At 38.6% G+C, this 12,577-nt stretch carries 10 protein-coding genes and 1 pseudogene; 1 reads left to right on the forward strand and 10 read right to left on the reverse strand.

Annotated elements, in window-relative coordinates; all coding sequences use genetic code 11:
* Window positions 1-14: 14 nt before the first annotated feature.
* The 8 genes from Hs30E_RS03120 to Hs30E_RS03155 all read right to left on the reverse strand — a co-directional run bounded on the left by Hs30E_RS03120 (window position 15) and on the right by Hs30E_RS03155 (window position 10,518).
* Complete coding sequence (locus tag Hs30E_RS03120) at window positions 15-983, reverse strand: ABC transporter permease (protein ID WP_172207868.1); 969 nt, start codon at window positions 981-983, stop codon at window positions 15-17.
* A 94-nt stretch (window positions 984-1,077) separates the two neighbouring features.
* Window positions 1,078-2,388 (reverse strand): xylose isomerase, encoded by a 1,311-nt coding sequence (xylA, locus tag Hs30E_RS03125; RefSeq protein ID WP_172207869.1) that lies wholly within the window; start codon window positions 2,386-2,388, stop codon window positions 1,078-1,080.
* A gap of 430 nt (window positions 2,389-2,818) precedes the next feature.
* Window positions 2,819-4,003, reverse strand: a complete 1,185-nt coding sequence (locus tag Hs30E_RS03130) for an ROK family protein (RefSeq protein ID WP_172207872.1) — start codon at window positions 4,001-4,003, stop codon at window positions 2,819-2,821.
* Between the two features lie 131 nt (window positions 4,004-4,134).
* Window positions 4,135-4,809 carry a ThuA domain-containing protein gene (locus Hs30E_RS03135; protein WP_172207874.1) on the reverse strand — a complete coding sequence of 225 codons (675 nt, stop codon included), beginning with the start codon at window positions 4,807-4,809 and terminating at the stop codon, window positions 4,135-4,137.
* Entirely contained in the window at window positions 4,810-5,814 is a 1,005-nt protein-coding gene (locus Hs30E_RS03140; RefSeq protein ID WP_172207877.1) for an aldose epimerase family protein, read from the reverse strand. It abuts the gene before it with no gap.
* Between the two features lie 143 nt (window positions 5,815-5,957).
* A complete protein-coding gene (locus tag Hs30E_RS03145) occupies window positions 5,958-8,312 on the reverse strand; it encodes a phosphoketolase family protein (protein ID WP_172207879.1) in 2,355 nt (784 codons plus the stop codon).
* 32 nt (window positions 8,313-8,344) lie between these two features.
* Window positions 8,345-9,841 (reverse strand): xylulokinase, encoded by a 1,497-nt coding sequence (gene xylB / locus Hs30E_RS03150; protein WP_172207881.1) that lies wholly within the window; start codon window positions 9,839-9,841, stop codon window positions 8,345-8,347.
* Window positions 9,842-10,071: 230 nt separating this feature from the next.
* A complete protein-coding gene (locus tag Hs30E_RS03155; protein WP_172207883.1) occupies window positions 10,072-10,518 on the reverse strand; it encodes a hypothetical protein in 447 nt (148 codons plus the stop codon).
* A gap of 233 nt (window positions 10,519-10,751) precedes the next feature.
* Here Hs30E_RS03155 and Hs30E_RS11090 point away from each other — a divergent pair.
* Window positions 10,752-10,955: pseudogene (locus Hs30E_RS11090) on the forward strand (IS5/IS1182 family transposase); the annotation flags it as partial.
* A gap of 66 nt (window positions 10,956-11,021) precedes the next feature.
* On the opposite strand, the gene Hs30E_RS03160 reads toward Hs30E_RS11090, so the two are convergent.
* Together Hs30E_RS03160 and Hs30E_RS03165 are read right to left on the reverse strand one after the other, a co-directional pair.
* Complete coding sequence (locus Hs30E_RS03160) at window positions 11,022-11,462, reverse strand: hypothetical protein (RefSeq protein ID WP_172207885.1); 441 nt, start codon at window positions 11,460-11,462, stop codon at window positions 11,022-11,024.
* A gap of 1 nt (window position 11,463) precedes the next feature.
* Entirely contained in the window at window positions 11,464-12,300 is an 837-nt protein-coding gene (locus Hs30E_RS03165; RefSeq protein ID WP_172207887.1) for a hypothetical protein, read from the reverse strand.
* Window positions 12,301-12,577: the final 277 nt, after the last annotated feature.

Consider the following 12,577-nt stretch of genomic DNA (forward strand, 5'->3'; position numbering starts at 1 on the left):
GTGCTTCTCCTTTCTTACCACAAACTTGTATTTGTGATTTTCTTACTTAACCAGTTAGAGAACAAGACTAAGACAAGACCAATGACTGAGTTAAAAATACCAATTGCTGCGGCGTAACTAAAGCTACCACTCATAATCCCCAAACGATAGAGATAAGTTGAGATAACATCTGCTGTTGAATAGATTGACGGATTTTGCAAGAGCAAAACTTTTTCAAATCCGACAGCCATAAAGCTACCAATATTCAAAACAAGCAATGTGATAATTGTTGGCAAGATACCAGGAATCGTTACGTGAAGCGTTTGTTTCCAACGGTTAGCGCCATCAATAACGGCAGCCTCATACAAGGCAGGGTCAATATTTGTCAAAGCCGCCAAATAAAGAATCGCACCCCAACCTAAGCCTTGCCAAGCCTGAGAAATGATATAAATCGGATGGAACCATTTCGGATCTTGGAAGAAGATGATTTTATGACCACCCAACGCCTCAATAATGTTATTGAACGTGCCATTCGTACCAGTCAATTGCAAAATCATCCCTGAAATAATAACCATTGATAAGAAATGAGGTAGATAGCTTGCTGTTTGCACGAATTTCTTGAATTTTACACCTGTTACTTCATTAAGTAAAAGAGCAAAGATAATCGGAAGTGGGAATGTGAAAATCAATGTTTCAAATCCTAGGAAAACCGTATTTTTGAAGATTTTCCAAAATGTTGGATCTGACATGAAACGTTTGAAGTAATAGAACAAGTCGCCGTCGCCAAGTTCGCTCATCCATTTATCCCCGAACATTGAACCGCCTGGTGTGAAATGCCGCAAAGCGATAACATTTCCAAGCATTGGAATGTAGCGGAAGATAATCAGATAACCAACTGGCACAACAAGCAGTGAATACAACTGCCAGTTTTGCTTAAACGCTCTCACAAAGCGTGTCCCTAGCGGCTGTTTCGGCGCTAGCGTTAAAGTTGTGTTTTTTGCCATAGTTTAACCTACCTTTTTAAGTTTGTCGTTTTCTGTCAAATCATTAACTCGAATTTATTTGACAAGATAATTTAATTCTGATACTATCAGAAATTTAAACGAGGTAGTCGTTCAATTGAGATTTCACAAGCTCAATATGGCTAGACTCATTCTTGATATTAGCGCCGTTTTTGAGTGAATATTCAGTCAAGCTCTCAAGGTCTTCATTGCCAGCAACGATGCTTGCACCGATACCAGATTCAAAGCTAGCGTAACGTTTGGCTTTCAAATCAGACAAGAAGTTGTCCTTGCGAATCGCTGCCGCGCCTTTAAGACCGCGGGCAAATGTATCCATACCAGCGATATGCGCCAAGAACAAATCTTCTTTGGCAAATGATGAACGGCGAACCTTAGAGTCAAAGTTGACCCCACCAGGTGCGATACCACCATTTTCAAGAATTTCAAGCATAACCAAAGTTGTGTCGAAAACGTTCGTTGGAAACTCATCTGTATCCCAACCCAATAAAACATCGCCTTGGTTGGCATCAATTGAGCCAAGCGCATCGTTGATACGCGCAACTGTCAACTCATGCTCAAATGTGTGACCTGCCAATGTCGCATGGTTGCCCTCAAGATTGAGTTTGAAATCGCCCTCTAAACCGTATTTCAAGATGAAAGCAAGCGTTGTCGCCGCATCAAAATCGTATTGATGTTTCGTTGGTTCTTTTGGCTTAGGCTCAATCAAAAATTGTGGTTTATGACCAATCTTTTCACCATAAGCAATCGCCATTTTGAACAAACGTGCAATATTATCTTGCTCAAGTTTCATGTCAGTGTTAAGAAGTGACTCGTAACCCTCACGTCCGCCCCAGAAAACATAGTTTTCGCCACCAAGTTTTTTGGAAATATCAAGACCTTTTTTAACTTGTGCTGCTGCATAAGCAAAAACATCAGCGTTATTTGATGACCCAGCACCATTAACAAAACGTGGATTTGAGAACATATTTGCCGTGTTCCAAAGCAATTTAATGCCAGTTTCGTCCATTTTTGCTTTAATCAAATCAGTGATAATATCAAGATTTTCATAAAATTCTTCGAGCGTATCGCCCTCTGGTGCGATGTCAATATCGTGGAAACAGAAGTACGGTGCATCAAGTTTGACCAAGATTTCAAAGAAAGCCTCAACGCGATTTTTCGCTGTTTCAAGCGGTGTTGCCCCAAACCAAGGACGTTCGTTGGTTGGATTACCAAACGGATCTGAGCCATCTTGTGTCATTGTGTGCCAATAAGCAATCGCAAAACGAAGATGTTCTTTCATCGTTTTGCCCTCAACTACTTCTTCCGGGTTGTAATGACGAAAAGCGAACGGGTTTTTAGTTCCCACACCCTCATACTGAATTTTTTCTACTTCTGGAAAGTATACCATTTTCTTTCTTCCTCCCTCTCGTTAGTCACGAGATATTAAATTTTGAGTTAGGTTGTTTCCTAAACTAACTTATCAAACTTTTAATGTCAAGAATCTTTAATCGACTGACTTATCAAAAGTTATCTGAGTTAGATTGTTCAGCGAACTAACTTATATATCTTATTGTAATCGCTTTCAGTCATTTTGTCAATAGTTTTTCGATAAATTTTTAAGTTTATTTTCAGCTTTAAGGTCTAAAGCCTTTTAAATATTGCTTTTTTAGGCATACAAAAATATTTAAATTTTTCAAAAAATGCCAAAAAAGCAACTTCAGCTAAACTGAAATTGCTTTTTTAATATTAAGACTGACAAGCACTTATTGGCTAGTTGCCGTCAATTTGTTATGCGCCCTCGGAAATGAGGCGTTCACTAGTTGAGTTGATTGAACAGACTAAAGCGAAAATTTCAATTCATAGCCTTTTAAGCCCAAGACAACTCTTGAAATCAACGCAACACCGCCAAGCATTGATGAATCATGGACAGATGAATTGGAAACAATCAGTTTTGGCTTGTGTACGCTGTCTAATCTTTCAACCTTATCCAATGTTTCAGCTGCGATTTCTGGGAAATTATCAAAGATTCTTGATGAGATAAAAATCGCTTCTGGCGCATAAATTTGGTTAATATTGTAAATAAAAGCTGCAATTGCCATCTGCCACTCGGCTAAAAGTGGTAATATAGCCGTATCTTTAGCCTTGATTAAATCTAAAAATTCTTTTCTGGAAATGTGCGCAACGTTTTTGAGTTTTGCTGCCCGATCAATAATCGCATTTTCCGAATAAAGATCTTCAAGTCTCGGCGTTTCGCCGCATTTTAGGATGTTAGTTCCTTCGCCAAACATAATTGTCCGACCGACCTCGCCTGCCAAACCATCAACACCACGGAAAATATGGTTTTCACAAACAATGCCGACCCCAATACCATTGTGAATATTGAGCGCAAGAAAATCTTTGTAAGATTCCTCTTGTTCATAAACATGATAATCACGATAGAAAGTTGCCGCCAAATTGGCTTCATTTTCAATCACAACAGGCACGTTTGCCACTTTTTCAAGTTCGCTGACTAAGTCAAAATTAGCAAACTCGAAAAATGGGCTATAAACAATTTTATTTTCAAAAACTGGCGCATGAACAGCGACCGCAATACCGACTAAGCCGTTAATTGTATCAGAAATTTCAATCTCATTGATAATTTTTATCATCTCGTCAAAAACGATCGAAACATTTTTCGACTTAATACCAACAGCACCATCACTGATAATTTCACCACTCAAACGATTAACCGTGTAACGCAAGTGCCTAACACCCATATCAAATGCCAAAACGTAGCCATAATTCCGATTAAAACGAATCACATTTGGTTTACGACCGCCGAGATTTGACGACTCACCGATACCCAATTCTTGCACAAAACCTTCTTCTTCCAAATCAACAAAAATGGATGAAACGGTTGAGCGCTGCAGTCCGACTTCTTTAGAAATCAAACTTCTTGCTGTCTGTTCAGCATTAAAAAGTGTCTGTAAAACTAATTTTCTATTATTTTCCCGAACCAATTCGAGATTTGCTTTCGTAGCCATTCAATTACCTTCTCTCACTTTTAATTATAACAATAAGAGTTAGTTTGGTCAATGAACTTTCACAAAAAAATTTAATTTATTTCAAAAACATTGATCACTTTATAAGTAGTCAATGTTTTAAAACAACCATATTACAAATAAACCTTCCATTTACAAGTAGACTGATGTACGAGTGACCAAGCAATCACTTTTTTGAAAATGGCTAAATTTACCTCATCAAGCATTTGCTCAGCATTGTGCGCTGGTACATAACCTGTTACCTTACCAATGCCGTAAAAATGCCGCCACCCTGCGACTGATTCGCCATAATCAGAGAAACTGCGCATGAAAATGTGCGTATTTTCATCAACCATACCAACTTGATAATGTTCATCAAGAATTGTAAACTCACTTGAGTCATCGCCCAAGTCAAGTTTATAAGTTACTGCCAACTGTTCAGGATGGCTGATAAAATAACCTTTGAGCATTTGAACATAATCTGAATCGGTCGGATAATTTGACATCCCTGAATGCAGGGCAATCCAACTGCCACCACGGTTGTGAACATAATCAACAATCAGTTGTTCAAGCTCTGGTGTCAACCATTCAGAAAGATTAGCCTCTGTCGGTGTTTGCTGATTTTCCGTTGAAAAGATGACCAAATCAGGATTTTTAGCCAATTCAGCTGGCAAATTTTCTAAGGAAACCGTTTGATACATCACTTCTTCGTCTAATTGTTCAAGCGTTTTCTTGATATACTGCTCGGTAGCTGAACCTTGATGATAGTAATCTCCAACAACACCGATAACTTTCTTATTTTTAGACATTTACTTCACTCCAAACTTATAGTTAATTTTTTTCGAGACTGGCACATTCGGTAAAAGCGCAACACTCCCCCACTCAGGATGATTGGGCGTATCGGGAATTTCTTGGAACTCAATCGCCAAACCTAGCTCTTTTACCATTGGCTTGTTATTGACCTGCGTATCGCGATTCCAACCACTCGCACTGTAAATGATGACTGACCTTGCAGCACTCGTTACTTCCAAAGTTCGACCACTCATCTCATCAAATAGACTGACCGTATTTTCAGCAGCATTTTCAGCAAAAACAAAAGCTGTATCTAAACCATTTGGCAATTCTGACAGACAAGTTTCTAGCTTTTTAGCGCTTGTAAAATCGTAAGCAGTTCCCGCAACAGCAAGCAATTCGCCAGTCGGAATCAATTCGACATCTGTCGCCAAAATATGTTCGGCTGTGATTTGCAATTCTTGCTGACGAATATTAGCTTTCAACTCGCCACTCAAGTTGAAATAACCATGATTTGTTGGATTGAAGTAACTAGCAACTGGCGATTCGCCAACAAATTCAATAGACAAATTAGCACCGCTCAAACGATAAATAACTTTGGCATCAATTGGACCTGGGAAACCGGATTTTTCATCCGTGTAAGTAAAAGTCACGGTTATAGCCTCAGCAGTTTCTTGCGTCTCAATCGCCCATTCTTGGAACGACCACCCTTGCGATCCGCTATGCAAAGAATTAGCATTTTCATTGGCCTCAAGTTTCAAGTCGCCAATTTGGGCATTTTTAATTCGCCCTGCGACTGGCCCAACCGTGACCCCAAAATATTGTAAATCAGTCGCCAAATCTGAAATCGGTGTCACATTTAAGACAACATTTTCAAGCAAACCATTTTTATCTTTTGCAAGCACACGATAAAGATGTGCGCCAAAAGACACAAGTTCAACTGTCAACTGCTCATTTTGTAAGCTGATAAGCTGCGTTGTTTTGTTACCACCAAGACTTACGTTTTCAATTTTTATGCTCATTATTTTAGCTCCTTACCCTATAAATTATATAATAAAATATGTACAAAAGTACATATCTTATATCATATTTTAAAGATAATTTTTAATTTAGACAATTCTAAACGCAACATTGCGAATTAAATTATCAAAATCTCATCTATTTCTTAGCTCCATTTCCAGTTTTCAACTTCTGGAATATCTTCGCCATTGGCACGGATATAATCGTGGTGTTTAGCGATAATGGCATCCATTTCAGCAGAAAAGTCTGCTGCTGCATTGCCATAAACAGCATTTGCTGCATCTTGCGCCAAATGGAAACGATCCATTTCGCTAAAGACACGCATGTCAAATGGCGTTGTGATGTCACCATTTTCACGATAACCGTGGATAAAGACGTTGTGGTTGTGGCGATCAAAGAAGATGTCACGAATCAAGCCCTCATAACCATGGAAAGCAAAGACAACAGGTTTGTCTGTCGTGAAGTAAGCGTCAAATTGTTCGTCAGTCAAGCCACGTGGATCAACATCTGGATGACGGAGTTTGAGCAAGTCAACAACGTTTATGAAACGGATTTTAAGCTCAGGTTTTGCAGCTTTGAGGATTGTCACAGCAGCCAAGGCCTCCAAGTTAGGCTCAGTACCCGCTGCAGCGATAACCAAATCTGGTTCTTCATCAGCCCCAACAGTTGACGCCCAGTCAATGATTTTCAGACCTTCTTTGACCAAAATTTCAGCCTCTTTGGCAGAATAGAATTGCGGACGTGGTTGCTTAGAGCAGACAATCAAGTTAATCAATTCTTCTGATGCCAATGTTTCAGCCATAACAGCAAGCATTGTATTGGTATCAGCTGGCAAATATTCGCGGATAAACTCAGGTTTTTTCTCAGATAAATGTGTCAACAAACCTGGATCTTGGTGCGTGTAACCATTGTGGTCTTGTTGGAAAACAGTTGATGTCGCAAGCAAGTTGAGTGACGGATAATGTTTGCGCCAAGATTGTTCTTTGGCTTTACGCAACCACTTGAAATGTTGTGTAATCATAGAATCAACCACACGGAAGAAAGCCTCATAGCTTGCAAAGAAACCGTGACGACCTGTCAAAACGTAACCTTCAAGGAAACCTTCACATTGGTGTTCAGACAATTGACCGTCAATCACGCGACCAACTGGCGAAATCCATTCATCGTAATCTTCTTTTTTCGCCCCCAACCATTGACGGTTAGTGACGTCAAAGATTGCATTAAGACGATTTGATTTTGTTTCATCTGGTCCAAAAATACGGAAGTTGTCGGGGTTTGCGACAATCAAATCTTTGGCAAATTTACCAAATTCGACCATATCTTGCGCAAGAACTGCACCTGGTGCGAAGTCAAGGGCATGTTGTTTCCAATCTGTGATGACCATTGGTTTTGGATCAATGCCACCATTTGTAATTGGGTTGGTTGACATCCGACGATCGCCTTTTGGAGAAATTTCGCGAACTTCATCACGAATTGTGCCATTTTCATCGAATAATTCTTCTGGTCGATAAGATTTCAACCAGTCAACAAGTGCATCAATTTCTGCCATGTGATGGGCATCTACCGGAATTGGCACTTGGTGCGCACGGAATCCGCCCTCGATTGGTTCATTGTCCCATGATTTTGGACCAGTCCAACCTTTTGGTGTCCGAACAATCAAGACAGGCCATGCTGGCATTGTCGCATCTTCGGCTTTACCTTTGCGTGCCTCAGCTTGAATGGCTTTGATTTTTTCAATCGCTTGGTCAAGTTTTTCAGCCATAACTGGATGTAAGGCTTCAGCATCTGTTCCCGCAACAAAGATTGGCTCCCAACCTAGTCCCTCATAATATTTTTTCAAATCTTCATCTGATTTACGTTCCATGATTGTTGGGTTTGAGATTTTACCACCATTGAGGTAAAGAATTGGCAAAACAGCACCATCATTGACAGGATTGATAAATGTATTTGAGAACCAACCTGCTGCAAGCGGACCTGTTTCAGCCTCGCCGTCACCGATAACTGTGGCTGCAATCACGTCAGGATTGTCCAAAATCGCACCTGTTGCATGAGAAAGCGCATAACCAAGCTCGCCACCTTCGTGGATAGACCCCGGTGTTTCGGGCGCAGCATGCGAGGCAATACCACCTGGGAATGAGAAGATTTTACAAAGTTGTTTGAAACCAGCCTCATCTTGCGTGATTTCTGGGTAAATTTCAGTGTAAGAACCATCAATATAAGAGTTCGCAACCATGACTTGCCCGCCATGACCAGGACCCTCAATATAAAACATGTTGAGGTCGTATTTGTTAATCACACGATTCAAATGCGCGTAAATAAAGTTTTGACCCGAAATAGTCCCCCAGTGACCAATTGGATGATTTTTAACATCTTCTTTTTGAATTTCTTGTTTCAACAAGGGGTTATTTTTGAGGTACATTTGCGCAACTGCGATGTAGTTGGCTGTACGCCACCAAGCGTCAACTTTGCCGAGATAGGCTTTTGAGTTAAAATCTGTCATTTTTTCTACCTTTTCTTTTTATAATATATTTTTTAGTTTAATGCCAATAAATCGTGGCTGAGTTCTTTTGTTGCACCATAAACTTTTGTATAGAGTTTATAAAGTTTTGCATAGGTCGCAACATTTTCAGCGTTTGGCGTAAATTCGTCTTTGTAATGAACAAAGACTTCTGCAGCTGCTGCCGCATTTTCAAACCAACCAGCACCAATCGCCGCTAACATGGCTGCACCTAGCCCTGGCCCTTGCTCAACCGTCAAGTTGACGATTGTGGCATTGAAAATATCAGCCTGCATTTGGAGCCAGTCTGGATTTTTCGCACCGCCACCGACAGAAACGATACGGTCGAACTTGCGGCCAGCAACTGTCTCCATCATGACTTGCGAATCTTTGAGTGAAAATGTAATGCCCTCAAGCACGGCTTTGGCGAAATGTGTCAGCGTGTGGTGCGTGTCAATGCCAATGAATGACCCACGAATCTTGCTGTCAACGTGCGGTGTGCGCTCGCCAACGATATAAGGTGTAAACAAAAGACCGTCAGCGCCAGGCGCAAGTTCAGAAATGCCGCCGAGTAATTCTGCAAAACTCTTGCCCTCAGCAAATGTATTTTTGAACCAATCCAAGCTGTTACCCGCTGCAAGCGTCACACCCATTGAGTAGTAATCGCCTTTTGCCGCATGGTTGAAGAGATGAAGTTTGCCCTCGTAATCAGCAGACGCATCATTTTCAAATGACAAGAAAACACCACTTGTTCCGATAGAACACATGCCCGCACCGTCTTTGATAATGCCCGAACCAACAGCGGCACAAGCATTGTCAGCGCCACCTGCAAAGACTGGAACATTGACCTCAAATCCGAGCAAATCTCTAATCTCATCTGTCAAAATGCCGATCTGTTCTTGCGACTCAAAGAGTTTTGGCAGACGTTCTGCTGGAATATCAAAGGTAGCCAAGATTGGTTTGGCCCATTCTTTTTTGGTAATATCAAGGAGTAATGTTCCCGCAGCATCTGAAAAATCAGTCGCAAACGTATCTGTCAACCAGAGACCAAGATAGTCTTTGGGCAACATCATATAACGCACTTTTGCCCAATTTTCTGGCTCGTTTTCTTGTAGCCAAAGAATTTTCGGCAAAGTAAACCCTTCAAGCGCGATATTTTTCGTCAAGCTTAGGACTAAATCTCCAGCTTTTTCCGTGATTTCTTGACACTGTTTGGTTGTTCTCACGTCATTCCAAAGAATCGCTGGACGAATTGATTTTTTATTGTCATCCAGAACAACTAAACTGTGCATTTGACCCGAAAAACTAATGCCTTTGAGTCCCGTTTTGATTTGCGGATAAGTACGCACGAGAAGTGTAATCACTTTCTTTGCTGCCTCAATCCAAAGGTCTGGATCTTGCTCGCTGTACCCCGTTTGTGGTGTTGAAATCGGGTAGCTAGAGCTTTCTTCGCCAATTACCTCGCCTTTTTCATTCATCAACAAACCTTTTAGAGAGCTTGTACCTAAGTCAATCCCTAATACGTATGCCATTTATTTTTCCTTTCATGATGCCTTTTTATATAGTTCGTTTATCAAACTAACTTACATAGTAATTGTACCCCGAGCTTGTGATTTTGTCAAGGGTTTCAGCGCATTTTTTTATGATTTTTTTCGCAAAATCTGTCATTTACGCCATAAATTAAAAAAATTTCAAGGACTTGACTTAAAATCTTTGAAATTCTTATTTTTTCAGACGAATTTATTTTTCAACTTTCGCTGATTTAATAAAAGATACCCCATTTTTTGAAATCCTTTACGCATCTTGATAAAATACCAAAGTGCCACTGACTTTTCTTGCCATAATTGCCCATAAAATTCAAATTTTGACCATTCTGACGGGATATAATTGGGAAATTTGTCTCAGATAAAATAACCAGATTAACAAAATAATAACTCAGAAAACGCAATGGCACTAACATCAATAAGGTCACAAGTCCCGTCATCAGTGGAAAATCAACGATTTCACCTGTCAGCTGTAATTGACTGCTCACTTTACTTTTTAGCGTATTATCTGAAATGAGTTGATTGGGTTTTCTAATCAAACTATTATCAAATAAAGTATGACTCGCTACTTTTGGGCGCATAATAAGACGTTTGTCGGTCACATTTGTCAAAATTGCACGCACTGTTAGCACATTTCCATCTAACAGACAAGGTTTTGCCGACAATTTTTTTATCTCGAAAAATTTCTTCTGCTAAGCTAACTGAAATAAGACAGCCGTCCAAATCAGCCGGCGCTAAATAGGTTTGTGTAGCTGAAAATAATAGACTTGTTCCCAAACCGTACAAAAAATGTGAAACTGATGTTATGGAAGATATTTACTCATATTGCTTGAAATTTTGAACAAAGCTTATCAAGCAGAACATCTGACTGGTGGGCGCCCACGTTGCCTAAGTTTAGAAAATCAGCTTTTGCTCACTCGCTGAAGGGCATTGTCATGATTTTAAGCTTTTCAAGAAAAGCATAGGTGGCACTCTGCCAGAAGACCTTCTTATTTGTTGTAGATTTAGGTTATCTAGGCATTCTTAATTTTCATGAAAATACTTTTATTCCTGCAAAAAGCGTTCTAAAAATCATGAGTTGAATGAAGAGGAGAAGGCGCTTTGATTATCGAGCTGAATTAATTTGTGGCATTATCAATTTTGAAAGAGAACGGGTTTAGGAACAAGTCTATTTACTAAATGTCTCATCAATGATTTTATCATCACGATAGTAAATCACAATATGATCTGTCATTTTTTTAGCTTCATTACTATCGTAAGTTGTTTTCAACCACTCTTCAATTCCAGAATCTAGCTTATCTCTATCAATAACTTGCGTTGCTAATTTTGTATTTTTTCCTGTATCATCATTAACTGAGGCAAAACTAGGAATAGTTATCTCCAACTTTTTATAAGTTTTTTCCGAAAAATAATTATCTTGTAATTCACTTTTGATTACTACACCCTTAACATTTGGAAAAAGTTGTAATTTAAGTGTTTTATCTTCAACGTAGCGATTAATAACATTGTTACGTCCTTTGGTGTAATAAACAGTTATTCCAATAAGCAAGACAACAACTAATAACAGTTTACTTTTTTTCCATTTAATTTCAACGTATTCACTATTCATTTTATTTTTTACTCACTTTCAAACTTCCGGATATAAATTCAAGTTTATTGTCTGTATGCTTAAATTCTGCTCTAACATGATAAATTGGCTTACCAAATTTAGGCACCCAATTTGGTGTGATATTTTTATCAATAAAATAGCCGTCTACAGTGACTATATTCTTGTTTTTTTCAAACTTAACATCTTCTCTTTTACCAACCACGTCCCATTTTTGAAATTCATATTTTGTTTGATGTTTGATTTCCGATTTCAATTGCTGAGTAATTTCTTTTTTATCAATAGCATTTAAATCACCATTCTTAGTTTCATTTCCTTTGTTATCACCAGTTATAATTACCGAGCCATTATACATAATTTCATAATATTTCGCTTCTTTAGTTAGCTTATCAGAATTAACAGATTCAATCCAAGCATTCCTCAATAAATCCTGTGACTTTTCAGTGTCATCATTGAATATTGGACTTATATTCAATACTTTTGGAATAGAAATAATTATCGTATCACTTGAAGTCGGACTTTGCGAAAATAATTTTTCAATACCATTAAGCGGAACTTTGGCAACTTTTGTTCCCTCAATTGTTGAATAAGCATCTTTTGAATTGTTAAAATCTGCTATAACTTGTTTTTGTAGATATGCTGGATTCAAAGTTTGTAAACTCCAACCCATAATTTTTATTGCAAAAGGTCCGGCAACTACCAAGATGATTATCGCAATGATCACAACTACATATCGACCAAAAAATTGTCCAATAACCTTAGCTGGTGTCGCACCTACAGTTTTAATTACTTTTACAGAATCTAACGATTCCTTATGTGTTCGTTGATTTTTTTCTGTCATATTCTACTCCGTCTAATCTATTATCAAAATACACTTTATATTTAATATATAACAATCTATTTTTCCATACAAACCTATTATAATATATATATATATATATATATATATATATATATTGTCAAGCCCTTTTTAAATAACGTTTTCAAAAAATATCATTCGAAAGTGATAATGTCCTAAGTAGGTCGAAACATAAAATGTCCCAAATGTTAAACTAATACTTATGAAAAGGATATTACTCACTGTGAATGAATTGAAAAAGTATCGTGTTATCAAGTTA

Source organism: Pseudolactococcus hodotermopsidis, from assembly GCF_011170085.1.
In the GTDB taxonomy this organism is placed as follows: Bacteria; Bacillota; Bacilli; order Lactobacillales; family Streptococcaceae; genus Pseudolactococcus; species Pseudolactococcus hodotermopsidis.

What these genes read in the sequence shown, in the direction of transcription:
- Hs30E_RS03120 (WP_172207868.1), bottom strand. Translation starts at nt 983, where the DNA reads ATGGCAAAAAACACAACTTTAACGCTAGCGCCGAAACAGCCGCTAGGG.
- xylA (WP_172207869.1), bottom strand. Translation starts at nt 2,388, where the DNA reads ATGGTATACTTTCCAGAAGTAGAAAAAATTCAGTATGAGGGTGTGGGA.
- Hs30E_RS03130 (WP_172207872.1), bottom strand. Translation starts at nt 4,003, where the DNA reads ATGGCTACGAAAGCAAATCTCGAATTGGTTCGGGAAAATAATAGAAAA.
- Hs30E_RS03135 (WP_172207874.1), bottom strand. Translation starts at nt 4,809, where the DNA reads ATGTCTAAAAATAAGAAAGTTATCGGTGTTGTTGGAGATTACTATCAT.
- Hs30E_RS03140 (WP_172207877.1), bottom strand. Translation starts at nt 5,814, where the DNA reads ATGAGCATAAAAATTGAAAACGTAAGTCTTGGTGGTAACAAAACAACG.
- Hs30E_RS03145 (WP_172207879.1), bottom strand. Translation starts at nt 8,312, where the DNA reads ATGACAGATTTTAACTCAAAAGCCTATCTCGGCAAAGTTGACGCTTGG.
- xylB (WP_172207881.1), bottom strand. Translation starts at nt 9,841, where the DNA reads ATGGCATACGTATTAGGGATTGACTTAGGTACAAGCTCTCTAAAAGGT.
- Hs30E_RS03160 (WP_172207885.1), bottom strand. Translation starts at nt 11,462, where the DNA reads ATGAATAGTGAATACGTTGAAATTAAATGGAAAAAAAGTAAACTGTTA.
- Hs30E_RS03165 (WP_172207887.1), bottom strand. Translation starts at nt 12,300, where the DNA reads ATGACAGAAAAAAATCAACGAACACATAAGGAATCGTTAGATTCTGTA.